The 26,999-nt window shown below is 57.8% G+C and carries 20 protein-coding genes and 1 pseudogene; 10 read left to right on the top strand and 11 right to left on the bottom strand.

Features of this window, described 5'->3' with window-relative positions:
• Positions 1 to 13: 13 nt before the first annotated feature.
• Positions 14 to 1,051, top strand: coding sequence for a pectinesterase family protein (locus tag I6F24_RS29315; RefSeq protein ID WP_225129734.1), 1,038 nt, complete (start codon positions 14 to 16; stop codon positions 1,049 to 1,051).
• Positions 1,052 to 1,723: 672 nt separating this feature from the next.
• On the opposite strand, the gene I6F24_RS29310 is transcribed toward I6F24_RS29315, so the two are convergent.
• On the bottom strand, positions 1,724 to 2,926 hold the full coding sequence (locus tag I6F24_RS29310) for an NEL-type E3 ubiquitin ligase domain-containing protein (RefSeq protein WP_225147989.1): 1,203 nt from the start codon (positions 2,924 to 2,926) through the stop codon (positions 1,724 to 1,726).
• Positions 2,927 to 2,949: 23 nt separating this feature from the next.
• Here I6F24_RS29310 and I6F24_RS29305 point away from each other — a divergent pair.
• From I6F24_RS29305 to nolL, 4 genes and pseudogenes are all read left to right on the top strand, one after another.
• Positions 2,950 to 4,272, top strand: a pseudogene (locus I6F24_RS29305) (NEL-type E3 ubiquitin ligase domain-containing protein); the annotation flags it as partial.
• Between the two features lie 728 nt (positions 4,273 to 5,000).
• On the top strand, positions 5,001 to 5,138 hold the full coding sequence (locus I6F24_RS29300; RefSeq protein ID WP_225129825.1) for a nucleotidyl transferase AbiEii/AbiGii toxin family protein: 138 nt from the start codon (positions 5,001 to 5,003) through the stop codon (positions 5,136 to 5,138).
• Between the two features lie 466 nt (positions 5,139 to 5,604).
• Positions 5,605 to 7,860: a hypothetical protein gene (locus I6F24_RS29295; RefSeq protein WP_225147987.1), complete on the top strand. Its 2,256-nt coding sequence runs from the start codon at positions 5,605 to 5,607 to the stop codon at positions 7,858 to 7,860.
• Between the two features lie 711 nt (positions 7,861 to 8,571).
• Positions 8,572 to 9,654, top strand: a complete 1,083-nt coding sequence (nolL, locus tag I6F24_RS29290; protein ID WP_225129823.1) for a nodulation factor fucose acetyltransferase NolL — start codon at positions 8,572 to 8,574, stop codon at positions 9,652 to 9,654.
• A gap of 245 nt (positions 9,655 to 9,899) precedes the next feature.
• On the opposite strand, the gene I6F24_RS29285 is transcribed toward nolL, so the two are convergent.
• The 3 genes from I6F24_RS29285 to I6F24_RS29275 all read right to left on the bottom strand — a co-directional run bounded on the left by I6F24_RS29285 (position 9,900) and on the right by I6F24_RS29275 (position 12,800).
• On the bottom strand, positions 9,900 to 11,189 hold the full coding sequence (locus I6F24_RS29285) for a carbohydrate porin (protein WP_225129821.1): 1,290 nt from the start codon (positions 11,187 to 11,189) through the stop codon (positions 9,900 to 9,902).
• 750 nt (positions 11,190 to 11,939) lie between these two features.
• Positions 11,940 to 12,341, bottom strand: coding sequence for a hypothetical protein (locus tag I6F24_RS29280; RefSeq protein WP_225129724.1), 402 nt, complete (start codon positions 12,339 to 12,341; stop codon positions 11,940 to 11,942).
• A gap of 300 nt (positions 12,342 to 12,641) precedes the next feature.
• Entirely contained in the window at positions 12,642 to 12,800 is a 159-nt protein-coding gene (locus tag I6F24_RS29275) for a hypothetical protein (protein ID WP_225129722.1), read from the bottom strand.
• Between the two features lie 168 nt (positions 12,801 to 12,968).
• Here I6F24_RS29275 and I6F24_RS29270 point away from each other — a divergent pair, with 168 nt between their 5' ends.
• Entirely contained in the window at positions 12,969 to 13,301 is a 333-nt protein-coding gene (locus I6F24_RS29270; RefSeq protein ID WP_225129721.1) for a hypothetical protein, read from the top strand.
• Between the two features lie 414 nt (positions 13,302 to 13,715).
• Here the strand turns inward: I6F24_RS29270 and hemN are convergent, their stop codons facing one another.
• Together hemN and I6F24_RS29260 are read right to left on the bottom strand one after the other, a co-directional pair.
• Positions 13,716 to 15,050 carry an oxygen-independent coproporphyrinogen III oxidase gene (gene hemN, locus I6F24_RS29265; protein WP_225129718.1) on the bottom strand — a complete coding sequence of 445 codons (1,335 nt, stop codon included), beginning with the start codon at positions 15,048 to 15,050 and terminating at the stop codon, positions 13,716 to 13,718.
• A 1,415-nt stretch (positions 15,051 to 16,465) separates the two neighbouring features.
• Positions 16,466 to 16,633 carry a hypothetical protein gene (locus I6F24_RS29260; protein WP_225152233.1) on the bottom strand — a complete coding sequence of 56 codons (168 nt, stop codon included), beginning with the start codon at positions 16,631 to 16,633 and terminating at the stop codon, positions 16,466 to 16,468.
• 562 nt (positions 16,634 to 17,195) lie between these two features.
• On the opposite strand from I6F24_RS29260, the gene I6F24_RS29255 reads away from it, so the two are divergent.
• The 3 genes from I6F24_RS29255 to I6F24_RS29245 all read left to right on the top strand — a co-directional run bounded on the left by I6F24_RS29255 (position 17,196) and on the right by I6F24_RS29245 (position 18,971).
• Positions 17,196 to 17,540, top strand: a complete 345-nt coding sequence (locus I6F24_RS29255) for a hypothetical protein (protein WP_225129714.1) — start codon at positions 17,196 to 17,198, stop codon at positions 17,538 to 17,540.
• Between the two features lie 298 nt (positions 17,541 to 17,838).
• Complete coding sequence (locus I6F24_RS29250; protein WP_225129713.1) at positions 17,839 to 18,648, top strand: LuxR family transcriptional regulator; 810 nt, start codon at positions 17,839 to 17,841, stop codon at positions 18,646 to 18,648.
• 65 nt (positions 18,649 to 18,713) lie between these two features.
• Positions 18,714 to 18,971, top strand: a complete 258-nt coding sequence (locus I6F24_RS29245; protein WP_225129711.1) for a helix-turn-helix transcriptional regulator — start codon at positions 18,714 to 18,716, stop codon at positions 18,969 to 18,971.
• 300 nt (positions 18,972 to 19,271) lie between these two features.
• On the opposite strand, the gene I6F24_RS29240 is transcribed toward I6F24_RS29245, so the two are convergent.
• The 3 genes from I6F24_RS29240 to I6F24_RS29230 all read right to left on the bottom strand — a co-directional run bounded on the left by I6F24_RS29240 (position 19,272) and on the right by I6F24_RS29230 (position 22,180).
• Positions 19,272 to 19,994, bottom strand: coding sequence for an outer membrane beta-barrel protein (locus I6F24_RS29240; protein WP_225129710.1), 723 nt, complete (start codon positions 19,992 to 19,994; stop codon positions 19,272 to 19,274).
• A gap of 877 nt (positions 19,995 to 20,871) precedes the next feature.
• Positions 20,872 to 21,117, bottom strand: coding sequence for a hypothetical protein (locus I6F24_RS29235; RefSeq protein ID WP_225129708.1), 246 nt, complete (start codon positions 21,115 to 21,117; stop codon positions 20,872 to 20,874).
• A 682-nt stretch (positions 21,118 to 21,799) separates the two neighbouring features.
• The gene (locus I6F24_RS29230) at positions 21,800 to 22,180 is read right to left on the bottom strand and encodes a NolY (protein ID WP_225129706.1); all 381 of its coding nucleotides are present in this window, start codon (positions 22,178 to 22,180) and stop codon (positions 21,800 to 21,802) included.
• Between the two features lie 1,376 nt (positions 22,181 to 23,556).
• Between I6F24_RS29230 and I6F24_RS29225 the strand changes: the two genes are divergently transcribed.
• Positions 23,557 to 23,838 carry a hypothetical protein gene (locus tag I6F24_RS29225; RefSeq protein ID WP_225129704.1) on the top strand — a complete coding sequence of 94 codons (282 nt, stop codon included), beginning with the start codon at positions 23,557 to 23,559 and terminating at the stop codon, positions 23,836 to 23,838.
• Between the two features lie 397 nt (positions 23,839 to 24,235).
• Here I6F24_RS29225 and I6F24_RS29220 read toward each other — a convergent pair whose 3' ends face one another.
• Together I6F24_RS29220 and I6F24_RS29215 are read right to left on the bottom strand one after the other, a co-directional pair.
• The gene (locus tag I6F24_RS29220) at positions 24,236 to 25,267 is read right to left on the bottom strand and encodes an LLM class flavin-dependent oxidoreductase (RefSeq protein ID WP_225129702.1); all 1,032 of its coding nucleotides are present in this window, start codon (positions 25,265 to 25,267) and stop codon (positions 24,236 to 24,238) included.
• A gap of 564 nt (positions 25,268 to 25,831) precedes the next feature.
• Complete coding sequence (locus I6F24_RS29215) at positions 25,832 to 26,944, bottom strand: branched-chain amino acid ABC transporter substrate-binding protein (protein WP_225129700.1); 1,113 nt, start codon at positions 26,942 to 26,944, stop codon at positions 25,832 to 25,834.
• Between the last annotated feature and the right edge of the window lie 55 nt (positions 26,945 to 26,999).

The raw sequence follows: 26,999 nt of genomic DNA, 5'->3' as shown, positions 1-26,999 counted from the left end.
AGTGTGAGATCACATGCGAATTTTCATTTCCGCCGCTGCACTTCTGGCGGGATGTTTCTGCATCTCGGCAGCGTACGCTCAGGCACTATCGGTGTCGCATGCCGGAACTGCAGACTATCACTCCTTGCAGCAAGCCATCGACGCGTTGCCGGCGGAAGGCGGAAATATCCGGATCGCGCCGGGCGTCTATCGCGAGAAGGTCAAAATCTCCAAATCCGGTATTCATATCGAAGGGACTGGCAGGAAGCCGGAGGATACGGTCATTGTGTATGGCGACGGCGCGATCAATGTAGGAGGAACCGCCCGTTCGGCGACGCTGGATGCCGCCGGCGATGACTTCCGGCTCGAGAATCTGACCATCCAGAACGACTACGCCCTCGATCCGGCCAATCCACCCTCGCAGGCGGTAGCGCTGTCCGTTACCGGAGATAGGGACGTCATTACGCGCGTCCGTCTGCTCGGCGCCCAGGACACGCTGTTTGCGGGCAAGGGACCAAACGGCAGAATGTCACGACAATACTTCTCGAACTGCTACATCGAAGGGCATGTCGATTTCATATTTGGCAACGCCAAGGCCTGGTTCCGGCAATGTGAGTTGCACGGCATCGCCAATCAAGCGGTCATCTACACCGCTCAGAGCAAGGCAGTGCCGGATGAGGACAGTGGCTATGTGTTTGATCATTGCAGGCTGAGTGCCGACCCTGCTGCGCGCTCTATCGCACTTGGCCGCCCCTGGCGCCCCTACGCCACCGTGGTCTTCCTGTCGGCGAAGATAGATGCCCCCGTCACCGCGGAAGGGTGGCGCGAATGGACGCCCGGCAAGACGAATACGTTGAGGACAAGCTATTATGCTGAATACAGATCCTTCGGCGTCGGGGCTAACCCCTCAGGCCGCGAGCCTCATTCCCATCAGCTGACAGAGGGCGAAGCTGCGAGATGGTCGCTGAGCGTGTTCTTCGGGGGTGTCACAGATTGGCTGCCAACGACTCAGGATGAAACAAAGAGCAACGTTCACGGTGAAGGGGTTCGACGGCGATCCTCGGGTGAATGACGGGAGGAGAGCCTGATTGTGATGGAGAGTCTTGTACAGCAACCCAACTGCCGCCGGAGTCACACCGACAGAAGGGGCAGGCGCGACGATCTCATCGGTTCGCGGTCCGCCCACAGCGCCCGCTCCAGCTCGCAGATCATCTTGTCCGTTTTCGGCGGATCAGTGTCGGCAAGCTCTACGGACCGTCACGTCGGCACCGTCGTCATCGCTTGGGAACGGCTGATTTTCTTGCTCAGCGCCTGCGCAGATCTCTGGAGAACGAAGTGGCTGATGCTTCGGGGCTATCTTCGTTCGGCCAGTGATGGTCAGGCCCCTCGTAGCTCAGCCAGCAGCGGTCTCCTCGATCAGCCGACACGCGGTGCAAGTACGGTGGAATCCGGCGTTCTTCCATGCCGGCTCCGAAGCCGTACAAACGCGCGTATCGGCTCTCCGATTTCGACAATTTGCCCGTATCCATGCGGCCCTCGATAGCAGCCGACGATCATCCGCCTCATCGCGAGATCGGCCATCGTCGCTTTCGGGAAACACCCGCTGGAACGAGTCGAGCAGCGCCGGTTTCTAGATCGGCGCCGCTCCGCTTGCTGCGCATCACGTGAAGGCTCTCGGGCACAAACCGGCGCACCAGAGGGAAACTGTAGCAGGAATTAACAGCTTCCTGCAGCAAAGCTGGCTTCACAGGGTGAGGCCGAGATCATTGAGCACCTTGTCTCTTAGAGCGCCCTTGATCTCACGGGCGATCTCTTTGCGAACTGCGGCACCCAACACTCGCTTGGCATCTTCGACGAGGCCAGCTTCAGCCCCGGTCAGGCCTTGATCGGCGAGCTGTTGCTCCATTCGGCTGTCGAACTCCTTTCCCATTGCACCAATGAGCTGGTCCTGCGTCTTGGCATGCTCTTCAGGTGCGATGCGGCGAATCACATCGTCCCAAGGCTGCCAATCCATTGCCAAATAGTCGGCAAATTCCGCCGCCTCCCTGTTCCGCACGGATGTCTCTGCGCTGTCAACGTCAGAGTCGGTAACGCCGGAAACTTCAAAGAAGCGCATGTCCGGCGCGACGTGTTGTAGTCCCAGCCGCTCGCGCAGTTTGTTCTGATAGGCAAGAAAGACTTCAACGGCGTCGATGTCTTCTACGTTGTCGACCGAGGCGAGCGAGTGAGCCTTATCGCGCGCGATCGCCTCGAGCGCGTCCATGCGGAACATGACGCGCCCCAATTCGACGAGATCGGCAAGCCGTGCCTTGTTGTCATAGAGGCCGTTCTCGACTTCCGCGATGAGGCGCGCGGTCTGCATTCCGTTCCAGGTTAATGTTCTGCGGTCCTCGCAGCTCTGGTTGGCATCCCATGCCAGTTGAAAGTACTGGGCACGCAATTGCGGGTTTTTTGCCGCCTGACGCAGATCATTGGCCACCGATTGCCGGAACCCTTCATTGCCAGAGCTGACGGACTCGAACAGCTTGGCGAGGAAAAGCCCGTATTCCCGAGCGCCCGGCTCTTCTGCAAAGTTCTGCCAAGCGGCAAGCACCTCCCGATCGACCTCCTGTGGATTGCCCTTCAGCCATTCTGCAACTGTTTCAGCGAGAGCGTCCGCCTGCTCATCGTCTGTCCCGGACGATTCACTTTCGTCGTCGTGCGAAAGGTGGACAGTCGGGCCGACATAATCCTCCGCGCTTAGGATTGTACTCAGGTTCGCCAGGACCTGCTCAGACAGCGGATTTTCAGTCAGAACTAGGGTGCCATCATCGCCCAAGGCCGTCAGCAGGTCCTCGGGCAGACTCGTCAAACGGTTTTGGCTTACGTCGAGAAACCGGAGCGAAGCTGGGAGAGCCGGCGGCAGATCCGTCAGTTGATTTTGGCTTACGTCGAGATATTCGAGCATAGCAGGGAGCGGCGCCGGTAGAGCCGGACGATCTTCCGGCAACCCTCTCTGAGCTGGAGGTCGCTGATAACAGGTTGACCAGTCTGCCGGCAAACCTTCCGGCCGGACTGCAGATCCTGAACGCAAACGACAACCGGCTAACCAGCTTACCGGACGCTCTCCCGAGCGGGCTCACCGCGCTTGCGGTCAGTGGCAATCAGCTGACCGACATCCCCGAGTCCCTCCCCTCGTGGCTCATTGAACTCAATGTCAGCGGCAATCAATTGACCAACCTCCCCGACCCTCTTCCGAGCACGCTCCAATCACTCAATGTCAGCGGTAACCGGCTGACCAACCTGCCTGAAGGTGTTCTAGAAGCTCGTGTACCGCATAATAGCCTCTACTACCCGCATCTGGAGAGCCTCGACTTCTGGGATAACCCGCTGCCGGACGATGTTCTCGCTCTGGCGGCTGAAGCGCCACCGCAGCTTGCGCAGCAATCCCTGCATGAGGCTGCCGCACACTGGCTCGCAGACGACCCGGCCGCGCTGGGCGAATGGCAGCACTTTGCGGATGAGCCCGGCGCCCAAGACTACGCACAGTTCCTGGAGAGGCTGCGAGCCACTGTGAACTACGGCAATGACGGGTTTCGGCAGGCAGTGGCTGATGATCTGCGGCAGGCGGCCGCCAATCCGACATTGCGCGAGCAGTGCTTTGCGCAGGCTTCCGAGGCCAACGCGAGCTGCGAGGATCGTGTCACCTTGCACTGGAATGGTATGCAGACCGCGCGCCTCAACGCTGACGTCGAGGACGGGGTATATGACGATCGGCTTGGCGATCTGATCCAGCGCGGCCGTGTCGCCTTCCGCTTGGAGGCGTTGGACGAGATCGCGCGCGACAGGGTCAACTCGCTCGCCAACGGCAACCCGAACGTAGACGACATCGAAGTCTACCTGGCCTATCAACATCGGCTGCGCGAGCCACTGGAGCTCAGTCATGTCGCCCCTGACATGCGCTTCCTGGCGGTCTCTCACGTAAGCGAGGATGATGCGACGGAGGCGCTCAACCTGGTCCGGGGGCGGGAAGCAAGCCAGTTCACCGACTACATGGCAAGCCGCTGGCAACCCTGGGAGACGGTGCTGAGGCGCATCGCTCCGGGCGAATATGAAGCGATGCGAGACCGGCTCGTCGAAGCCATGGGCGAGGAGTTTCAAACCCGCTTGGATCAGCGACTGGCCGAGCGTGGTCTTCTAGGCGATCCGGATGCCGAGCGGTTTCTCGGCGCCCAAGTCCGAAAGGAGATCGCTGGCGAGATCAAAGGCGAGGTCATGCACCGTGTGCTCGCAGAGCGCGGCCTGAAACTATGAGGCTCCCAAACCGCCGCAGAGATATTTATCATTGCTCTGCGGGCGATACGTAAAGATCGATCGTGAAGCCTCACCCATCGCTGCCAAGGTGCTTTTGCACCTTGGCAAGTGCGCTGCCGTCGATCAGGGCCTTTCGGTCTTGCCGAGCGACGAAAGTTCCCGCGCGCGAGGCGACGCGCATTTGCGTCGCGTCGAAAGCCGCTTCGGGACGAGAGCTCAGTCGGTCGAAAAGTTGTTCAGGAGACCAAGGCGCGCAGCGGTGAAATTATTGGTTGCGCAGGCGCTGGCTCAGCCAACCAACTCGGTTTGACGAGGTAGCTGACTGTTCGGCAGGTTTATTTGACTTCGGGGGCTTCCCGCGAGCTCCATCGTGGCAAGCAAGTTTTTCTAGTTCAAGCATGCACCGCGTTGGCAGCTTACGATGGCAAGCCGTCGTGCCGGTGAGGTCGTGCGCGCGCTCGAGCGCGGCGATCCCGAGACTGCACGAGAAACCTTTTGGTCCCTCAGTCAAAGACGAAGCCCGATTGAAGTGAGCGAATCCAAGTCTGCCGGATCTTCATTGCCAACTCGGCTTGCGAGGCCCGTAAGCAAGCTGCGTGCTGGATAAACTTTTAAACCTATCCGATCCCGAGAGGCGCTCACCGTTACTGCTGCGAACTCAGGACGGCCTGCACATCTTCCCGAAAAAGAATGTTTGGGTCGTTGACGCCTGAACGCGCTGGTGGCCACTGGGCGAGAATCTCGTCTTCAAGGGCGGAACGTCCCTTTCCAAGGCTTACGGCGCAGTTCGCCGGTTCCCGGACGACCTGGATCTCACATACGGCATTCGAGCAACAGCTCCGAACCTGGCGAAACACAATCGATGACAATTCGGTCCCTCAGAACTGCAGTGAACTCCAAGGCACGAGAACGCCTCCCGGTCTGCGTCGGGGAAAAGACGTTGTGCGTCATCAATGAACGCCTACAACAGGACAAGCTCACTATCAAAAATGATGCCAAGGACGACAAGATGCTCGTCACGTATGATCCATTGAGACTGGTAGCAGCTATGTGAGTCCCGCCGTGATGCTTGAATTCGGCGATCCACCGGCGACCAATTTCGTCGGCTCGAACACGAGACCGGCGAAGAGGTGCGGCAAAATTGGAACGACCCCGTCCGTCGTCAGGCGGGCGCCGATGCGACGCCGGTCTCGCGCGCAGCAATATCCTGATCTCGTCAGCTTTTTGAAAGGTTGCGGCTACAACAATCGAGAATCTGAACGAGCTGCTATCTCGCCGTAATCCAGGTCGTATGGATTGCTGCAGAGTCGATACAAACATGAGGAGAGCAGGATGGATCCGGTTGACCCATTCTTCGATTCAGGAGCCTGGATGCGGGAGTACGCCGCGCTGCAGGGGCGGGCGGGGCAGCGATCGGGCGAGTCAAGCGAGCAAGGCGACTTTGAGCAGCGGATGGAGGATTTGCATCTCGGTCCGTCTGATCAAAGCAAGTCACCTTCGCCTGATCGGCCTCCCGCAGGAGGTGGTCGAGCAGTCCGGCGGGACGATTTCGGCGGTTCGATGCGGGCGCCGCCGCACTCCGCTTTTAGGAAGGGTGCGCTCGGCGACACGCGCCGGAGCGTAGACATTCTCAGCTTTCAGCTTCCCGCTTCGACGCAAGTGCCGCAGTCTGGTTTGCGAGATGATCTGTTCAGCAGCGCACGCTACAGCTTTCCGGACCCAGAGTCTGCCGCGTCGGCCAAGAGCGGAAAAAGCCTCGGATTATGGTCACGCTTCAAGTCGGGAATCGGCAAGGCGCTTGGCCGGAGTGGCAGCGAAAAGTCGTCGCGCGAGGCGGGGCAATCTGACCTCTTTTCGACGAATTTACGAATTGATTATGCGAGGCAGCCGGGCCGGACGCGCGGGGTCTCTGCGGCCGATGAGGAGCTCATTAAAGATTTCCGAAACAAGGCGGCGGGTAAACTCACCGACGGCACGATCAAGAATGCAGCAACCGATTTGCGCCATTTGAGCGCGCGCTTGAGCACGGCCGGCAGGCCCTCAATTGCGGATCGAATTAGCCGCGAATTGGATAACGCGCAGCAGGACAATCCCGAGGTGGAAAACCACCAGCTGGAAGCTGAGCTCGATGAGGACGTCGACACCTATGCAAAGGACCGCGTCACGCGCATCAAGGCGGCCTTGAAGAAGCTCCGTGAGGTCGGTGCCGGAAACGCCCTGGCGCCTGATCTCCGCCGACTGGCTCCTCACGGAGCGGACGCAACCCTCATCGGCATGTGGGTGGCGGCGGAAAAGGCGACACACAGGATCGAGCCGGCGACAATCGACAGGCAAGCTCGCCGCATGTCTAAGCTGAGTGAGTGGCTGCAGACCCATGACAGGCCACCAATGGCCGGCCGACTTTCCGCCCCCGCGTTTGTCCGGGATCTCGAGGAGTACAGGCTCGAAACCAACGATAAGAAGATCAACGCTGATCTGGTCAAACTTGGCCGATACCAGCAGATCCTGGAGGCGAACAGGGCGCTTGGATTGAGGCCTCCTGAGGATCCGGGCCAGACTTCTCGGGAAGCTGCTCGACAGCCGCATGCAGTGCAGGATCCTCCCGCAACGCCAGGTAGCCCGAGCGCGGGAACCTGGGATTGGCGTCGCGAGCAGGTCCCCGGGCCCAACATATTGATGCCACCGCCGCCCAGCCATTGGCAGGCCGGTTCGTCGCAGCAGCTTCCCGCAACCCCGGCGACGCCGAGCGCCGGAGCCTGGAACTGGCTTGGCGAGCAGATCCACGGACCCAGCTCACCAGAGCCAGCGCCGCACTGGGCCGCGCATGCGCATCCGCCACTCGAGCTTCCTGCTACACCGGCCACCCTCGGCCAGGGAGCCTGGGCCTGGCTTGGGCAACAGATGCAAGACCCCGCATCGCCGTCGTCCGTGAGGCCTCGATCGTCAAACATCTACGGCGGTCTGGACTCCTTCGTTGATCTGGATCCACCCACACCTCACAACTTGCGCGACGATGCGCGCTCTGCGCCAGCATCTGAATTTGCAGACGCCTCGTCGTTCGCGGGACCGCCGGGGGCGGCTCCGGAGGTGCGGGATATTGGCGCGATCGTTGGCACCGGCTGGCGCCACGGCTCCCAGACGGCTTCAGACGTGTTGATCGATGTATTGGGCAATATCCATCTGCTGCCAAACCAGTTCGGGCCAAGTCAGTTTGTGATCAATGGGGAGCGCTATTCGGCGACGCTTGGACCGGGAGGCCGCAGGGATGTTCGCCTGATCCATCATCCCCGCGTGAGCCAGCCGGATGAACCTGGCCCGTCTCAGTCGCTCCATCGTCCCCGGCCGATCGTGTCAGCCGCGCAATCCGGTGAGGGGCCTGTTGATCTTGGGTATCTGATCCGCGGGGGATGGGAGCACCGAGAGCGATTCCTGCCGGATTACCTTATCCGCGTCCTTGAAGGCCAGGGCATCATGCCCGAAGTTGGGCGCCCGACTTATTTCGAGATCCGCGGAGTGCCTTACAAGGGCGAATTGGTGGAAAGCGAAGGCGGCCGCCAGCGCGTACGCATTTATCCTGAACGTGGCTGAAGAGGCAGCAGGGCTGCAATCGGACTTTCGGCGGGGCAGCTCGCGTAAGGCGTTCTATGTTGGCGAGGCTATTGGCAGGCGATGGATCGGTTGCAGGGGCACCGCCTGAACCGTCCCGCCGTCCTGCCTTCTCTTTGCAGAATCTGCCAAGCTCAACGGATTCTACGAATTTGGTGCATGCCCGGACCTGCTTTCTGCATCCCTGATCCTTTCACATAGTCCGCCAATTCTTGTCTTGAAAACCGCAGCTACTACGGATTGAACGCATTCGTGATCGACGGAGCACCGCGCCGCGTGCTGGCGATGGACAAGTGCCCAAATTCCTCGGCGGGCGCGGTAGTTCGCAACCTGCATAGCTTAAGCCTTCATGCGCAGTTCAGTTATTGCGCCGCTATGCAAAGTCTCCTCGCGCCGCAAACACCGGGTCCGCTCGGGAGCAGAGTGCAAGTGCCCGCTGGACCCGGGAAGCCGATGAAAGCGAGCTTGGTGCGACAAAAATCGATAAACCATCGTATAGCTCGTTTCCCCCTTCCTTTCGGTCTTTATCGCACAGTCAGCTATTGGAGCGTAGACCCTCGGTGACAATTGTCTCCGCTGTCATCGGATATCTCGATTTCCATGCAAAGAGACTACGCAACAGCGACGTGCCATTAACAATAGGTGCTGGCCAACCCCAGCATGTATTCGGCTGGTTGGATAAAGTGTGCCGAGATGTTGATAGATCATGTAACAGGAAAGATTGTGCCTGAGATAGCGCACGATCGCGATCTCGCTTTGGACTTCACCAAAGGAGTGCTCATCATTTTAGTGATCACCGGTCACCTGATCCAATATATCCTCTACCAAAATGAAGGATTTTGGGATTCGGCATGCTTCAAATGGATCTACATGTTCCACATGCCCCTCTTTATGGCGATAAGCGGTTATCTTTCTTGCCGAGCGCTACTGGCAAAGTCGTTCACGCAAGCTATCGGCAGTCGTGCGACGCAGCTCCTGGTGCCGATGCTGTTTTGGTGCTCTCTTCTGGAGTCATTAAAGTTTGCCGTGTTTCCCCGATCGGCGGGCGCACCAGACACCGTTTTGCAGTTCCTGAATGAGTTCGTCGGCACATACTGGTTCGTATGGGCCGCGTTCATTTGTTTCATCCTCACTAAAACTATTTCGATCTTCAATCGTTGGTTGCCCTGGGCCTTGTTCGTATCCGTCATTCTGGTCGTGCTTGCGCCTCTGACTTTTTCCATATTCCCTCTTATAAAGTATATGTACCCGTTTTTTTGCCTGGGATTCTTATTTGCGCAGTCGAGAGAACGGTGGACGAGCATAATGCGCTCTCACAGGGTGTTCTTGATTATGTCTGCCTCAATAGCGGCTATGATGTGCTTTCTGGCCTGGCGCACCGACACTTATGTCTACAACAATCTCGCTGTGGTCCAGGATTTGCAGTCGGCAAAAAATGTGCTTCTGATGTTTCTCGGCTCCGCAGCTGCCTCAGTGGTAATGATTGAGGTCCTGCTTCGATGCTGGAATATTGGTCGCTCAAATCGGGTGGTCCGCTTTATCGCCGAAAAACTGGGACCGAGCACGCTCGTGCTGTACTTGATTCAGGGTACCGTATTCCGTCTCATGGATTCCATACAGTATGGAGAACTTTGGGACCCCACAATGAGGTCTGCCGCGGCTGCATTTCTGGGGACAACGATTGTTGCCGTCGCGCTAGCGGTTCGCTGGACCGTGCGCGACATTCCTTATCTGTCCCAGCTCATGCTCGGAGTGCCACCCCGCTCAATTCGATAAGTAGCTGTAACCGAGATCTGATCAGGAGGCTCTCGCAAATCATCGTAGGTTGCGTGCCTTGCGAACCTGCTGTCTATGCAAGGCGAGACAATCTGGAAAATGTCCTCGAAAATTGGGTCGTTGCTCCACGTAGTTTGCTTCCCTCGAACGGTCTAGCGCAGATGCGGCCGGTCCCTTCAAGGGGATCGCGAAGGTCCGGTCCCATGCGTCACGATAACGTCGGAGCAGAACGGCGCTTGCGATGATCAGAAGAATATCAACGTAGATACCAACAGATTGAGCGCGTGTTCCGTTTGGGGCGTGTGTGTGATGCTTGTCGGGTAATGAATGTATGACAGTCCGACGCTTGCATATATCCCCGGAGCGAGATGCGCGATGTATGTTCCCGTGACTGCTGTGCTATCGCGGTGCGCAAGCTGGCCTTTAGCCAGAGCAGCATCCACTGCAAGCGTACTCCAGGCCGTGTTGGTCGCAACGAGGGCAATCAGATCACTGGGCCGGTTATCAAAAGGTCCCTTCGCATAAAGACGAAGCTCGTAATACCGGCTTATCCTGTTGCGCTCAGGTGGAGCTCCCATGATGGAAAAGCCGCCGTAGATGCCGCGAGACGGCGACCCAAGGGCGTCACTCTGCCAGAGCTGCCTGTCCGCAGCGATGTAGTGAAAATTATTTCCGCTCTTCCTTTGTTGCTTGGGATCCGCCAAATCCGTGTAGCGGCTAGTGTTGAAGCCAATGCCCGCCCGCAGCCACGTGTCGGGTAAGCCGGGAGCAGCCTTGCTCTTGTAGCCGGCTTCTTCGACGAAAAGGATGCCTGCATTGGCCGTGCTCCAGTTCAAGCCAGTGGGATTCTCCGTTATGTGGGCATAGGGACCATCGGGACTGATTGAGCGCTGGACGGAGACCTTGTTATACAAGCGATCGTCGACATTGCACTTCAAGTTGACCGCCGGCGTGGGCGCGGCATTGGTGCTCATCCCTGCCTGGAACAAGGCAGACATGTTCGATCCTGTAATCCCTCCGAACAATGTACCGGTGAATTCATTCTGGTTTCTGAGGTAGCCAATTTTGAGCTCTAGTGTCCTGTCGAAGAAAGTCTGGTAGTAGGCGAGCGTATTGAGTCCCACTCGATCTGGCCCTGGGCGATCCCACGTCCAGTATTGCTGCTCGGCTCCTACGACAATCTGTCCGTCGGCAATGCCGAACCGGCTCAGATCGTAGGTGACGATCATGAGGTTCGCCGACGCGAAAGTCGGATTCTGGCCCATATAGAGCTGGTTTGCGATAGTGCTTCTGGCTGCATGCGGTAGCTGGTTGCTTGCAAAGGAGTTATGTGTCCACCCGATATAGCCGATGCCGACGTCCGCCAGCGCAGATCTAACGCCCCCCTTGTCCTGATCAATCGTATCTGCAGGACCAGGGATGGGGAACCACAACCCTTTTTCACGCAGATTGTCGTACCTTTGGAAGGGATCGATCGTTTTTTGCGGTCTCGTCTGAGCAGCCCTGTCCGCATTGCCGCGCTTCTCCAAAGGCACTCCGGGACCTGCTGCTAGCGCCGGGGCAGGAGGGCGGATTGCCTGACGGACCAGGTCGATCGGGAGCTTTGCGGCCCGGTCGGAAGTCTTTCCTCTTTTGCGGGTCTCATCCACAGGGTGGTTACTAGGATCAAGTCCGCTGGCGGTTTGTGCCCGAACGGAATTGCCGACCAGACAAGCCGCTAGCGAAAGTGCGATAGCAAGCCCAGATTGCTTTCGCCTTGGTCTGAAATTGAAAGAAAGTGCTGACCTAGCCGAGTATGTTCGAGGCGAGGTCGTCGCAAGAAGGCAATCACGCATGGCGTAGTTCGGGTCCATGTCTGCCGGACATGAATAGATTGAACTGCGGCCTGATTGGCCCAGAGTGAGCTCCCGGCGGAGTGTGCCACGCGCCTGCTTCCACATCGTCATTGCGAGCGCAGCGAAGCAATCCAGAATCCCTCCGCGGCGGCAGTCTGGATCGCTTCGTCGCCAGCGCTCCTCAGCAAGCGGCATCGCCGGCGTCCTTTCGCGTCCGAGGGCGAGGGGGACGAGCCAGAACGCGATCTATCCGAACAGAGCCACTCAGGCTTCCTGAACCTCTCAGCTCGCGGCGCGATGATGATCTGGTCCGAAACTTTGCTTGTGCATGACGTCGGTGCGCCGAGAGCCAGCGGAGAGCGCTGGCTCGGCATATGCTGACGACGAGCGCGCGGGGCTTGCTGTCCTGGCCACCAGAATATTGCGAACGTCCACCTTGCTCACTGTGAGTCAGGCGGTGGCGCGCATCTGCATCGAAGGCGGCTTTCTGAGCCAAACGGCAGCTACCCGAAAGCAAGGCTCGCCGTGCAAGAGGCGTGGCTTCACGAAGCGCTTCATTGGTATCGTTGTCAGCGAAACACGAGACAATCGGCGGGCTTGAAGGCCGAAGAGCCTTTGAATTTGCGCGCGCGGCAACCACACCACAACATCCAACGTGATGGCCCAGGAGACCGGACGAATCAGCCATCGAGCAGCTCTGGCGGATATCGGCGAGCAGTTGCTGGTTGCCGTCAGCGCGGCAAAACTTATCTTGCATCCGAATCCTTGATGTGCGCGGCGTTCGTTGGTCACGCTTGGCACGTGCCCGTCATCTCGAACAACCTGCCGGAACTGGTAGTTGATCAGGTGCAATGGTTGCCAGTCCAATCGGCCATTGCGGCTCGGCCGATCAGCCGTTGCGCTTACGTGGCCCGTCCCAGATGAAGTTGCTGGTCAGGCAAGGCGTGAGGCGGGAGTCCATCGAACACACTGCCGGATCAGTGGACGGTTTGCATTCGTGCCGGGGCAAGAAAAGACGATCTGCAAGGTTCTTCTGAATGATGAGAAAATGCTGCGCCATCGCCGACGAAGACGAGAACCATTGCTCGCTGGTGGCGCTATCATGGAGAACGCGCGCAAATTGTCGCCTTGCGTTGCTCAAGAAGGAGCGTTTCATAGGAGCAGGCGCAGCCGATCGGGAAGCTCGCCAAGATTGATTATTGTCGACGCTGGCAGCTCCTGGAGCGCGGGAGCATCGCGGGCGATCGCGTCGACAAAATAAGCCTGCTGGAATGGGATCTTGAGCGAGAAACAATGGACTTGATTGAACATGCGGCCGCTTCAGACTTGCGCCCGCTCTTGCACGGGCCGTCAAGACGGATTCTCCCGGTCTTGGTGCTCCCGCTTGTCCTCGTCGGCTCGTGTGCTGCTGGCGCCTGGCTTTGGGCTAACCTTGAAGAGCCTGTCGAGACGCCGGAAAGCAGGGATGTCGCTTCAACAATGAGCCTGTCACTGGAGGACAGGGCATCCCTATTCGAGATAAATTGGGCACAGCAGAAAGCTGGCGATGAGATCGCAGAACTCAACCGCCAGATCGATGCCCAGCGGGATGTCCTCAAAGGGATCCTGGATCAGATCACCATGCTGACTTCGCGGATCGATGCGCTGCAGAGTTCAACACCTGTCCCTTCTGCTGCTTCCGAGCCTCCTTTGTCGCCACCCCGGGCTGTTTCGAGCGTCGCCAGGAAACGCTTCGGGCGGTCCAAACCACATGGACCTGTTTCCGTCGGAGGCGCGCCAGTGATTGCCGGACCGAAGACAGCCGAGCCTTGAGTCTGAGACGCTGCGGGCGTGGTCGAGTGTCCAACTGTGCTCGAGGAGGTGGACCATAGCTTCGCAAAGCTGCCTCCAGCCGTAAAATTCCCGAAGCCGGTGCGGACGCCGGCGTCTCCAACGGCACGTCGCGCTGAGGCAGTCACCATTATCAAGAGCACTCAAGGAGAGGTGGGGCAGAGCCCTTTCGGCATGATCGAGCCGTGGCCCTGAACGGCGGAATCCGCTGCGCTTCTCCTTCAAATCAGCTTCCTTTTAGTCAGCCCTCCCGGTTTGAGGCCATATCTGAAAGATTGTTGTCATGACACCGCCGCTGCATCCTCGAAATCTGGCCTGTCTGCCGGAGGTGCCTCTTCAGATCATTACGTCGAGAAAAGCTTAGATCTTTGGGATCTGCTCACATGCGCGGCTTAGTTAATAGGGGGTACGGTCGAGATAAGTGTCGAATGCGGCAGCAACAGCACGAATGACAAACCGGTGTTCCTGCTTGACCCGAATGAATCCCTCTTCAATGTCCACTATCCCGTCTTCGGCAAGCATTCCCAGCCGGTCGGCCGAATTGAGAAGAGGAATCGGATCAAATCCGTGAGCAGCACAGATCGCTGGTACGTCGGCCTGCAAATCGCACATCAGACGCTCGATAATTGCGGCGCGGAGCCGATCTTCGGGGGAGAGACAGTAGCCTTTTGAGGTTGCCAGACGACCAGCCTGAATGTGTTGGCCATAGGAAGCGGTTGCGCTCTCGTTCTGGACGTAACCGTCACGCAGACGGCCGATGGCTGACGGACCTAAGCCGATTACGGTTTTGCAGGTATCAGCTGAATAACCCAGGGAGTTGCGGCGCAGCTGACCGGCTTTCTGCGCCAGCGCCAGCTCGTCGTTGGGCAGGGCGAAATGGTCGAGCCCGATCAGGCGGTAGCCGGCCGAGACCAGCGTATCTGCAATAGCCGCGGCTTGCTCGGCGCGGGCGACATTATCCGGCAGCGCCGTCTCATCGATCTGGCGCTGACGTTTCATATAGGAGGGGACGTGAGCATAGCCGAAAACCGCAAGCCGGTCTGGCCGCATGGCCAGGGCCGTCCGCGCGGAGTCCACGCAGGACCGCACCGTCTGATGTGGCAGTCCGAAGAGAAGGTCGAAATTGATGCGCCTTATCCCATGCTGGCGAAGGCTTTCGACGACAGAAGCCGTCTGCACCTCACTCTGGACGCGGTTGACCGCCCTTTGAACCACGGGGTCGAAGCTTTGCACGCCTATGCTCGCGCGACTGATCCCCGCCGCTTCTAACGTTTCGGCCATCTCGGCCGTGAACGCACGCGGGTCGATTTCTATGGCGATGGTAGCTGATTTGCTGAACGCGAAGCAGCGACGCAGGAGTTCCATCAAGCCCAGGAGATCAGTCGGCGCAATGGTGGTCGGCGTCCCGCCGCCGAAATGCACGTCGCTCACCGGCAGAGCGGGCGGCGCTTGCTCTGCGACCAAGCGTATTTCATCCCGCACCGCCGCCAAATAATTGCGGATCGGACGCTCGCTGCGAGTGAGGCCTGTAGGGAAGCCGCAATACCAGCAGATCGAGCGACAGAACGGAACGTGGAGGTAGAGCGATACGGGTTCGTTCGGCGGCAGCCGCCTCAACCATGTCTCACAAATCTTGGGACCGACCATCGCGGAGAAATCCGGTACGGTTGGGTAGATGGTGTACCAAGGCAGGCGAGCATCGCAATACTTGTTTATGAGGGAGGTCTGCAAGGCTTAACTTTCCCATGCGCAAACAGCGTGAAACTGACCGGTGCCCTCTCTTGTGTCTTTGCGTTATGTCAAACGCGCCTAACTGTTCTTGAGATTGATCCCGCTCTCGATGTCGCTGCCAACCCACCTTAGGGCCGGCAGTGGGAGTGAGCGTCGCTCCTTGGCGATTATCTGGAGTCTTGTGGGTAGAATGAACGTGTCTTACGAGTACGGCCCAAGCGGCTAGACGTCCTCCGACTAGGCTGTGTGCAGTGTCAATCATTCATCCGAGGGCGCGTCGCTTCTGTACTCCCTGACATGCAGCCGTTTTGTGACGAAGACAGGGATCTAAAGGCATCATCAAGAGCGGGCAGGCTGTCCCGAGACGTTCAAACTGGCTTTTCGTGGAAAAATCGATGTGCATGCTCGCAGCATTCGACCGGTGCCTCCCGTCCAAGGCCGGCGTGTCACGGAAAATACGTTGCTTGCTGGATGAAGAGCGCCAAGTTCGCGATCGTACAATGTGACGCTGCGTGCGATTCAAGTCCTTTGGATCAGCTCACGAAAAACATTGTCGAAGTTCAAGTACAAAACGCAATGAGCCTCAATTCCGCCACGCTACTTGTCTCATTGCCGCGAGCATCATCACGGATGTACTGATGATGTTGGGGCGAGCCCGGCGCACTTTCACACCCGGCAAAGTGCGTCGGGTGCGCCTTGGTTCGGCGGCGTCTCGTTCCGGCTCCAATGCAGCTCGCCAACTCACAACAACTTGCAGGTCCTGCTTATAGCGAACGCGAGCCCGGCCAGAAACCTCACACGTGACACTATCTGCAATATTACTTCAGCGCTTGATGTCTTTTGTTTTTTGATATCGCCTTTGCGGCTAGCGGAACCGGCAGAGCGCGCACAATTGCAGTTGCCCCTCATTGGCCTCGCGATCAATCCGGTGCACCAGCAGCAGCTCTCACTGTTTCACATAGCCCGCCTGGTGAAGCGTCGATTATCCCGTCACAAGGAATCGTTCTCGCGCGGCGGCCTGGAGGCCATCTAGGCAGAAGCCAGCTCGGAGATCTTGCACGGGATCATTAGACGGCGGGATCGCACCCTGGCATTCCAGCCCATTCACACTGGATCGAGAAAGTTTGTGCTTCATAAGCCGATCGGGTCTGAAGCTCATCTTCCGCGAATGAGAGCTGATGACGACTCCCCGCAAGACGGTTGGCAGCAACAATCAAGCACAGCGACGGCTACGTACGTCAGTATATGATCTGTGGCGATCATCGCCTTCAGTTCGCTGTTGAAACGTTTGCGGCAAATGTCAATACTTCACGCCCCCAAACCGCCTGACTCTATCAGCAGCCTTTAGCGAGACCGCGTGAGAGGGTCTCGGCGTGTTTCAGATGGAGATGGGATCGAAGAACGACCGCGTCGACTCACCATTGCGGCAGCAAGCGCCATTCCTGTTGTAAAACGGCGTCGAACTCATCGGAGAACCGGTGAAGGATGACTCTCTCGGCGTGCATGATTTCATAGGGGCGGCGCGATGGTGGCAGCTTCGTGGCGGAGGGGGCGCATTGCCGCGCCTCCGCATCCTTGCCCATTTCGAATTGACTGCAACTTTCTGGCGCTCAGCACATCTTCCCTGACAATCTCCATTAGCAGCGCGCTGCAAGGACGGACTTAACCCAACTTTCTCCGAACTTGGACTAAGATGGCTTGCAGACTTAGTCGATGCGCGAGCCGATAACGAGATTGGCGCACCTTTTCAGAATACTGATAAAGATCTCCTGGCCCCTACTCGTGCTGCGGCTCGCGCAAATGGCGCTGTCGCCTTTGCCTCCCAATGTCATGATTGCTTCAATGCACTTACCTTGCGACCAACCGGCCGCCTTTCAAGCCCTTGTCCCGGCGGTGATTTTCGCGAAATCAGCAGTTGGTATGACACTTGCTGGACTGGTGCGATCCGATCCGGGGTCCTCTCCCTTCTGGAGATGCGCATGCAAAGTGTCCTCTGCATCAAGCGGGTCTCGCGACTGCGAGTATCTCCCATTGCGTCTTTGACGTGGCCATTTTCTGCCCCTTCGACTCATTTGCGCCGGACCTGCCGGACGGACCCGCTGAGACGCCGGGAGATGATGCGAGGAGTATGGCTTCGGCTGTTCCGTGTTGCTCATCGATCGCGTCCCCGACGCCGTCATAGGGCGGAGCATCAGCCAACGGTTAGCGATGGCAATTCGCAAGATTGGGAAGAAAAATGACGCTCCTGTTGTCTTCGTCGGCAAGCAGAGAATCGATACCTACAACGCGCAAGTCGAGTCCGGCACCGCCAACCGCATGGGCGTGCTCTACCTTACCTGTATCGCGGAGTTTAGTGCCCAGCATGTCCTCGTGCTTGGCCTCGAGACAAAGCGAACCGTCTTTCGGACAGGACCATGGTTTCTCGCCATCCAATCTAAACAGAGCTGGGCCTGTGACCGCTCGTGCTGTTTGGTTCGTCTCGCCAGCTGAGTCGTCAGGGCCATCGGGCTTTCTATCACCGCCAGGCCATCAACACGGACGACCGCCCGGTGATCTCCGATTTCGCCAGTACGCTATCGGCGAGCTCGACCAATCACTTTGCCTGTGCAACGGCGCTTCGATTGCGCCGTGCCGTTCAGCCTCGGACCAGGGATGATGGCGGTATCTCGGCTGTTTGACGGGACGATCATGCCGGCGCAGCCAGCGGCAGGGCACGAATCCGGGAATGGCATCTGACGCAGGGTGTGGCGCTCAGACTTCACGAAGAACAAACCAAAGGGTTCAGGTCATGGATTTGAATTTGGCTCCGCCTGAAACAAGCGCAATCGAACACAATGACAGGGAGCTTGATCGAGGTTCTGAGGCGCCCATCACGGATCTCTTTAGCTTCACCGAATGCGCGAAACAGACGCATTCGCTCAGAGCGTTGTTCGAGCTTCTTGTAAGCTGTTCTACCAAGGAAGGGTTCAGTGAAGTCGCTTTCGGCGCTCTCAACTTCGTCGAGCCACTTCGGCTGGCGGAGTATCCACCTCCGGCTGTGGCTGTGAAGTGGCCGCCGGACTGGTGCGACCGATACTTCAAACACAAGTACCATACTATCGATCCGGTGATCCGGAGGACGCCGATGCAATCGCGGCCGTTTTTGTGGGACCAACTCGCCGACCGCTATCAACTTCAACCGGACGAGAGACGCGTATTGGACGAGGCGAGAGAGGCGGGCCTGAAGCATGGCATGAGCGTGCCATTGTTTGGCCCGTTGGGTCGGGTATCCGTGGTGTCGTTTGCATCTGCGTCCGACGATGCTGATCCTCAGGATCACATCGGTCATCTCAACGCGCTGGCGTCGCAGTTTCACACCGCCTATGGCGACATCGCTCGTCCCTGCGATAATGATTGCGAAAGAAAAATTGCACTATCGCAGCGGGAGATCAATTGCTTGCGGTGGGTGGGAGAGGGGAAATCGTCATGGGAAATTGGGAAGATCCTGAATATCAGCGAGAATACAGTCAATTTTCATATCAAAAATGCGATGCGAAAGCTGGGCGCGACCAGCCGGATTCAAGCGGTCCTTATGGCGGTTCGCCTCAATCTTCTTTGAATTCATCAGTCGAATGGAACGAGCACCAAGCGCCAATCTTGCTTCAGCTTCTGGCAGGTTAATCGATGCCCCGCGATAATGATTGCGAAAGAAACGTTGCACTATCGCAGCGGGAAATCAGTTGCTTGAGGTGGCTCGCAAGGGGGAAATTGTCTTGGGAAATGGGGAAGATCATGAACATCAGCGAGAATACAGTCAATTTTCATATCAAAAATGCGATGCGAAAGCTCGGTGCGACCAGCCGGATTCAGGCGGTCACTATAGCAATTCGCCTCAATCTTCTTCGAATTCATCAGTCGAACGGAACGAGCACCAAGTGCTAAATCTTGCTTCAGCTTCTGGCAGGTTAATCGATGCTTATGGAGCTCCGCAACCTCACGCGGCGAGAGGTTTCGGACTTGCCTCAAGGAGTGTTGTATTTGCGGCTTCGCCGAAAGTGCCATCAGATGTTGAATCGACGGACCTCGTCCGCCAGTGTTGAGGTCAGGCGGCGTCGTTCCATCCAGCCGGTGATCCCTGCTTAGACGAACTCGGACCTGGTGCTTCGGAAGGGGTAGGAGCGTGTGAAGAAAGAACCCCGACCGCGGTCGGGGCTCCCGATTCACGCAACCGCGTCGAGATCACTATTTGGCAAACCCAGGGCCGAACTTGTAATTGAGCCGTGCCGTGATGAGATCGACGTCCTGGTGGACGCGATCGGCCGCAACGGCCGCTGGGAAGCTTACGTTGCTGCGCTGCATGAACAAGTGGGTATACTCGACGCCAGCTGACCAGCTGGGCGCGAGGCTGACTTCGGCACCGGCGCCCAGCGCGCCACCCCAACGCACATCATTGTCTACAATCTCGGTGCCAGTAGCCACCGAGTTCAAGTGATAGGTGTTGCTGGTCACCGCAGCACCGCCCTTGGCGTACAGCAGCACGGCATTGAACGTGTAGCCAATATGGCCGGTGAGCAGACCGAACGCATCTGTCTTGGTGCCAATGGTGTTTGCTGGGAAGGCGGCGCTGACATTGGAGCCGCTGAAGTCGGCCCAATTGCCCTGGCCTTCGATCCCGTAGACCATGTTGAAGATGTGCCAACGATAACCAATCTGGCCGCCAACGGTACCGCCAGTCGAATTATGGCAACCCTCGGGAGTGACTCCATTGAAATCCCAGCAGTTGCGGCTCGTTCCCCAGCCGCCATTGACACCGATATAGTAGCCGGACCAATCGATAATCGGGGCTGCGACCCGGAGCGGTGGCGCCTTGACCTGGACGGGCTGCCCGGCGAGGTCCGTGCCGAATGCGGGAGCGGCCGCACTGAGTGCGCCGATGCTTGCGGTCAGAATCAGAAAATTCTTCATTCGAGTGTCGTTCCTTTCGGTGCCCCCAGCGCCGTGCGTTTAACAACATGATCGCGAATTGCTGTAACTGCCGCACAACATGTCCTCGAAAGAAAAGGGTCAAATCGCACGCCGCGTCAGATTGTGGCGCGCGCAACTTGCCATGCACTGCCTCGGCCGAAATGCTGCGGCCTGACAGTGGTCGCTTCGCGCAGATGCTTCTTTGAATACGAGCCGTTCGTGATGGCTTGTGATGGGACGCAATGCTGCGAGGTGTTTCGTTCCCTCTCGCTAACTAGCGACAAGGCCAGTCTGCGCCAACACGTCCCGTGCATGCTCGCTGTTCAGAGAGTTCGGCAAATGAAGACCGCTGATCGAAGACGTCTCGGGCGCGCAAAAGCTCATTCTTCCGGCAGGAGGGCCGTGCTGCCGCTTGCAGTCATGGGCGATGCGGCGATGATCGATCACAGGCCTGGATCGCTTTGGCTCCCGACCTATCATAAGTGCAGCACGATTTTCCTCTGCTAAGACCTCGATCGACGATGCCAAGAAGCCGATGCGGCTGTGCCTGACGAGGCTCTCGCTTGAAGTTGAGCAAGCTCGTGCCGAGCCAAGGTCAGGAGAGAAAACGCTAGGGCGTTTCCTGGCGCGAGCGAATATTAGCGCGGCTGTTCCGTCCCGTCGCCGACTTGCTCTGGGTTCCAGGTTACTGGTCTGGGGTCACTAGAAGAGCTGCATAGGCAACAGTCGTCGCGAACGTGCTCGTCTTCAGCGGGGCTGAACGTGAGTGGAGGAAGGTCAGCTCGAGCACGCTCTGCCCCGGTTGTTTTCCCGCCGCATAAGGTCCCCAAGAGCCTTAACGAAGGCGAACTTATATGGCAGTAGAGGTTCAAGCGCCTTATTGCTCCGTCGACGGCGCCAGTTCAGCCCGCAAGCTGCGTATCGCCTCGTTTGCCAGATTTAAAGTATTCCGTTCGCCTTTCCTTATCGAAGACTCAAGGAAAGTGCGCAACCGGCTGTGGAGGACCGTCTTGAGATTATGCGCCAGCAACGGATCCTTCTCAACAAAGCGCCAGGCCTTATCAAATGCGACGCTCACGATAGCATCTGTCATCTGCACTTGCTCCGGTAAGAACTGATCCATCTCAACACTCCACGACGTCCTGATACAAGGAGGTACTTTGGCAAAAACTAACCGAGAGCCTGTGGCTTGTCCCAGCAAGTAAGACATCAGAGCAGCAGGACGCTCGGACATCGAGCTGCTCTCGGTGCTTCAATGAATCTATAGATGTTTGTTGAAGTTCCGATGACCCCGCAGTCGTATTGCCAGGCGCAATTCGAATAATTCTGAAGCGGCTGAAACGAGCACGCGTCGCGCGACTTCGTTACCGCAGTGCTCTTGTTGCTCGGCATCGGTCAATAACTGCGGCTCTTCCTGCAATCGGAAAATCGGCGCCATGCCAATCACGACTAAAGCCACAATGAAAATGGATCGTTCCGCTCCATTCGCAGTCTCAAGCTAAGAAGCGTTTCTGGAAGCGTGTGGCGTTTTCCGAGCACTGCTTGTTTGCTTTCTGATACGTGTCCGGGGCCCGTCGTCCTTTGCTCCGCCCTGCGCGTGGTCTCCTGCTCTCGGTGCAGGCTCCAGCTTTCGAGCATGGTGGCGAACAGTTGCGATATGGAAAAGCCAGCGGAACCGGCGCGCTTACGGGACGGTGTGCGCATAGACGCCAAGTCGTCGATCCCCGGTACGTACGGCCGCAGCAGTCAGCCCAGGGACGTTCGATAAGCGCGCCATCAACCGCAGAAAAAGGCAAATGAAAAGTTCAGTCGGCTGCTGCTGAACGTGACAGTATTAGTTTCGCGATCTTCAGTTGATTGGCGGGAGTTCGAAGCACTGCCGGTAATGCTGCCACGGCCTGATCGAGAAGGCGTCCCAAAACCTGAAGGTCTTCTGGGTAGTAAACGCCACGGTCTCGCGACAGTCGCGTCGTTCGCTGGTCGCTGGCGCGGCCCCCGGTACTGGTATCGCCTAGCTGGCCGAGCTCCACTTCCGCCGTAATCATTTGGTTTGTGAGTGCGTTCAGCAGTCGGATCGCTTCGAGCTCGTTGCCTTCTTCGCCTATGAGGGCGGCCACGATGTCGAGTTGCAGGTCGATGCGTTCCTCAAGGTCCTCTGCGCGTGAATTGGAAGGGTCAAGTTCCACGGTGTTGCTCCAAAGTGGTTAAATGCAGGCAGCAGGCTGATTAACGGTTGTGGCAGACGGCGATAGAACAAATGGCTGCTGCACAAGGCAAGGTGCGCACGCACGGTCGCCGAAGGCAGGGGATGGCAGGCATGTGCCGCGAAACGACCGCAAAGGCGGAATCGACGGTATAGAGCGCTGCGAACTGCTTGTAGATGGCCCGTCATTTGATTGGATCGTCGAGCCGGTCCAGCGCGTTGGGCCGTGGCAGTGACTCCAGCTAGCGGGGACACCGCTGATGACGGCAAGTCGAGAAGCGAGGCCCGAACTGCTGCGGGATTGCTTGCCGCCTGACATAGCGATCTAGACGTAACCGGAGGCCTCGCCAGACGAGGGATAACCGCGTCGGGATATGGTCGAAGAGCGCCGGCGCATAGAATGAGATAGGGTGGCGTCAGTCTGTAAGCAGTGGATGTGGGGGCGGCCCGCCGACGAGTACTGTGCATGCGAGCGGAGTGAGAATCCGCGATCACACGACGTATGGGCGTGGGCAGCAAGATCGCCAGACTGGTCTCATCACGCCGATCGACATCAGTGCATCGTCCTGGCCGGAGGATATGTCGCTTGCACTTAGCCTGGTCAGATAGCTGATCGCACTGCTTTGCCTGAAGGCCGCGACAGCGGCGGATTGTCGACGCTGCCCGCCTGGTCAGGGCGGAAAGTCCCGCCCGCACCGGTGTAGAGGGCAGTTCGACTGCCCGAATTCTATGCAGCGCACGCATTTACTTTGGCCAAGCAGTGTGCGCGAGAGCCGATCTTCTTGGAGCGCCTTAGTAAGATTGCAAAGGGGGAGGCGACAGCGCGATACGTTGCGCGCCAGACGTTGCGATTGGCCATCCGACTGGATTTGCGCCGCACGCGTCTCGATTCCAAAGATTGATGGGTGTCGTTAGGGATGCAGCCACGAGAAGCTTGAATCGGCCTGCGATTATGCTGAAAGCAAGAGGGATCCATGGTCACACGACATTCGTGAAATGTGCTTTCCGGAAACCGGCGATCGACTTATGGGTATTTGGCTGAAATTGGTAAAATCGAAAGTGTTGATGGGACGCATCCAGTTCGTGGATCGCGTACACGAGTAATCTCATCGCGTACATCGAAAATGGGTTATTTAGTGTTTTCCCGCAGTCTTGGTTCAGTGAGTTTGAGGGCCTTTAGGCGAGCCTGCTGATTCGTTGATGACCGGCCATGATAGAGAAGACAAAAAATCGCAGCGAATACGGCTAGATTGGACTCCAGATGTCACGAGGGTTCCACAAAAACTCCACCGATGCGCGTAAGAAGAGAAGGCCGTGCAATCTCGACGGCGACTATCCACCAGCTCCGGCCTCCCGCAGATGCAGGATGACCCCGAGCAATCGCTGGCCTTCATTGAAAAGGCCCGCGAGATCGAAGCGGACGAAGAGCGTCCGCCTGCGGATGAGTTGATAAAGGCTCGCAAACACTCCCTAGCCAAAGCTCGCTCCCAAATAGAAGCGCCAGGCGGGTCAGATATCGCCGATTTTCTCCAGTATAACGTGTACCGGACTACCTCAACCATGAGCGCCTGTGGCTTCCCATCTGAGAAGTTGGCAGGCCAATCGAGCGTCAGGCTCCATCTGTTGTCTGCCGGTACTTGAGCGCCAATTACATGCGTGCCGCCGGTTGGCGCATATAAGTGACAGTCCCCTTTATGCGGCCGCCTGCTCGATGTAGGTACCACTATAGCGAAGGTTTCCAACATCGACCCCGACAATCTTGCCGTTGCCGACGTAGACGGCACCGCCGCCAGTTCGCCCATGCAGACAGTCCATTGCGTAAAGCGCGCTCACAACGAAGAATTCTCTTCGAAAGCAGAGTTTCATGTGCCGAAGTAAGAAGAAGCGCAGTCAGAAAAAGTGAATGCTTGATCGTTGCCATTGAGGCTGACGATCGCCTTCGCGCAAAGGGCAAACGACAACCAAAATCGCAACCAGATTCGAACAACCTCAGTGCGCCGGTCTCCTTTGCCAAGCATATGATTCCCCAATGTAGACATTAGCCACCAAAGCTATCGAGAATTTCAGCTTTGATTGCGGTTGCCGTGTACAGGGAGACCTCCAGCGGAAGGTTTCCAAATGCAAGCTGGCAAAGCAAGTAGTTGGCACCTGCCTCTTCCATCTGCTGAAGAAGAAGCTGCCGGACGGAAGCTGGCGTTCCAACGACACACAATTCGCTCTCAAGTGCTGCATCGAAGGTCAGCGGAAGGGCGGGCGGCGTCGGAATGGCGTTCAGGTCGTAAAGAAACTTGAAGCTCTCCAGCCATCGTCCATACGCAGTTTTGGCCGCCGCATGAGCGTCCTGGTCAGACTTAGCAATTACGACCATGCGGGCGAGGCCGAGAAATGGCTCGCGGCCATGTGCGGTTGTATTGTGGCCGCGTTGGGAGCGGTAGGCCTCCGTAACTTTCCGGACAACAGAGGCGGGGCCTATGCACGCCAGATTGGCGCCATTTGCAGCGGCCCACTGCGCCGACTCGGCCCGATTGCTGGCGATCCAGGTCGGCGGATATGGACGTTGATGAGTCCTCAAGGTTAAGGGTATTTCGCTCAGCTCAAAGTGGTGTCCCTGATAGGATAGCGTATGTCCCTTCAGTGCAATATTCAGGATTTCGCTGGCTTCAGTATAACGGCCTGGTGCGGTTTCTGCACTGATGCCGAAATAGCCCCATTCAATCGGCTGGGAGCCGCGGCCGATCCCGAGCTCGAGCCTGCCGCCGCTCAACTGGTCAAGCATGCAGATCTCTTCGAATGCGCGCAATGGGTGATAAAGGTTGAGCAACAGGACGAGCGGACCAAAGCGCAATTGCCGGGTGCGCTGCGCCAGGCTTGATAGAAACAGGTTCGGCGAGGGCCCTCTGCCATGAGGTGTGCAATGGTGTTCGGCCAGGTGATAAGCGTAGAAGCCCAGAGAATCACAGGTCTCCGCCAGCTTGAGACGATCTTCATATTGTCGTGCGGCATCTCGACCGTCGTCATCCAAATGGTCGAAAATGCCGCACCTTAGTCTTGAAGGAAGGCCACTCTTCACTCGATCAATCTCCGATTATGGGCCGGGACGGCGAGCCCTGGTTGCTTCATGCCGTCGCGCTCAAAGAGGTGTTGTTCCTCATTTGACGGCTTAGGGCGTTTCTCTTTGGGTGCGTGGATCTGAGGTTGCACGTGTGATTGGGTCACGAGAATGCGTAGATGGCGGTCCGGCAGTTACTTTGAAAAGAGGTGGCGAAGCGCCTCCTCACCGAGCATGTGCTCGACCAGAAGCACCGTTAGCTTCGCGTTCTCCTCTTCTTCGCCTGCCCCAACGCTTGGCCGCAGAAATGTCCATGCCACCTAACCTAGCACCATTGTAGATGGCCGCTTCAGAGGTCATGTGCCCGCGAGCCGGATCAGCGCGACAGGCTACTATTTGTCTATGGTCGGACGCAGCGTCTCGTTCAGGTCGACATCAGGTAGCTCTGCGAGGGCTGCAGCGAACGCGACGAACGCTACGAAAGCTGCAATAATAAGAGAGCTTGCGAGTATCGCTGCTCCAACGTCCTGAGGGCGTCTCATCATCCGTGTCACTTTGGGTTTGGGGAGGCGGCGTTGACGCCAATCAGTTCTGCTCGACAGTTTCAACACGGCCGTCGCGCCAGCGGTAAACCAGAAAACCAGGAACCGCATTATCTCCCTTTGTATCGAACCGCACTGGCCCAATCACGGTATCGATCGCCCGTGAACGAAGTGCGCTGGCGACGCGCGCAGCATTGAGCGAGCCGGTCCGGTTCACCGCCTCTGCCCATGCTTGCACGGCAGCATAGGCGTAAAGCGTGTAGCCTTCAGCGGACAGGTTGGAAGCTTTGAGTCCGGCTACCACGCCGGCCGCATTGGCATTCCTGGCGGGATCCGGCATGAAGGTAAACAACGTGCCATTTCCAGCGGTGCTGGTAATGGCCCAGAATTCAGAGGTCATCAACGGATCGTTCGCCATGACGACGAGGCCCGCTCCTGCCTCTGATGCCTGGCGTACAAACAAGCCGATTTCGGTATGATAGCCGCCGATATAGACGACGCGCACCCCATCCTTCTTCATTCTTGAGACCAGGGCCCTGTAATCCTTTTCGCCGGCTACGTAGCTTTGCCGAATGACTTGTTCACCGAACCTCTGAAGCTGTGCCTCAACCACGTCGGCAATACCCTTGCCTGCGGTGCTCTTGTCGTCGAGCACTGCGATCTTGGCGTTAGGGTAGTTCCTGTGAATGTACTCAGCGGCAGCGGTGCCCTGTTGGTCGTCGCGGCCGCAGATCCGAAAGACGGTCTGAAGGCCTCGTTCTGTTAGCTGAGGATTTGTCGAGCCAGGGGAGACCTGAACGATGCCTGCTTCGGCATAGATGTCGGAGGCCGGGATCGACGAAGAGGAACAAAAATGACCAATGACCAACCGTACCCGCTCTGTTGTGAGCTTATTCGCGACTGCGACGGCTTGCTTCGGGTCGCAGGCGTCGTCGGCGACACTCATAACCACCCTGGTATCGGGAAGTAGGCCCGAAGCGTTCAGCGCCTCGACCGCCGCAGCCGCACCATCGCGCATTTGCAAGCCGAACGCAGCGCTGCTTCCGCTCATTGGGCCAGCCACGGCAATCTTGACTTCGGAGCCGCGCGCAGCCGAGGCGAGGGCGCAGAAGAGAAGCGCTGCACTCGCAGCAGAAGCGTAATGCCCATTTAACATTGTAGAGCTCCCAATGCTCACCTAAAGTGAACCGCCAACAGCTGTGATCAGACGT

The organism is Bradyrhizobium sp. BRP23, from assembly GCF_020194135.1.
GTDB classification, from domain to species: Bacteria; Pseudomonadota; Alphaproteobacteria; order Rhizobiales; family Xanthobacteraceae; genus Bradyrhizobium; species Bradyrhizobium yuanmingense.
The sequence above is the reverse complement of the archived record's forward strand: the minus strand, read 5'-3'. Positions and strand labels throughout refer to the sequence as shown.

Excerpts from the sequence above, each read along its gene's own strand:
- I6F24_RS29310 (WP_225147989.1), bottom strand. The coding sequence starts at position 2,926 with ATGCTCGAATATCTCGACGTAAGCCAAAATCAACTGACGGATCTGCCG.
- nolL (WP_225129823.1), top strand. The coding sequence starts at position 8,572 with ATGTTGATAGATCATGTAACAGGAAAGATTGTGCCTGAGATAGCGCAC.
- I6F24_RS29235 (WP_225129708.1), bottom strand. The coding sequence starts at position 21,117 with ATGGATCAGTTCTTACCGGAGCAAGTGCAGATGACAGATGCTATCGTG.
- I6F24_RS29245 (WP_225129711.1), top strand. The coding sequence starts at position 18,714 with ATGCCCCGCGATAATGATTGCGAAAGAAACGTTGCACTATCGCAGCGG.
- I6F24_RS29295 (WP_225147987.1), top strand. The coding sequence starts at position 5,605 with ATGGATCCGGTTGACCCATTCTTCGATTCAGGAGCCTGGATGCGGGAG.
- I6F24_RS29315 (WP_225129734.1), top strand. The coding sequence starts at position 14 with ATGCGAATTTTCATTTCCGCCGCTGCACTTCTGGCGGGATGTTTCTGC.
- I6F24_RS29250 (WP_225129713.1), top strand. The coding sequence starts at position 17,839 with ATGGATTTGAATTTGGCTCCGCCTGAAACAAGCGCAATCGAACACAAT.
- I6F24_RS29260 (WP_225152233.1), bottom strand. The coding sequence starts at position 16,633 with ATGGGCAAGGATGCGGAGGCGCGGCAATGCGCCCCCTCCGCCACGAAG.
- I6F24_RS29270 (WP_225129721.1), top strand. The coding sequence starts at position 12,969 with ATGAGCCTGTCACTGGAGGACAGGGCATCCCTATTCGAGATAAATTGG.
- I6F24_RS29240 (WP_225129710.1), bottom strand. The coding sequence starts at position 19,994 with ATGAAGAATTTTCTGATTCTGACCGCAAGCATCGGCGCACTCAGTGCG.
- I6F24_RS29215 (WP_225129700.1), bottom strand. The coding sequence starts at position 26,944 with ATGTTAAATGGGCATTACGCTTCTGCTGCGAGTGCAGCGCTTCTCTTC.
- I6F24_RS29225 (WP_225129704.1), top strand. The coding sequence starts at position 23,557 with ATGCAGGATGACCCCGAGCAATCGCTGGCCTTCATTGAAAAGGCCCGC.
- I6F24_RS29275 (WP_225129722.1), bottom strand. The coding sequence starts at position 12,800 with ATGTTCAATCAAGTCCATTGTTTCTCGCTCAAGATCCCATTCCAGCAG.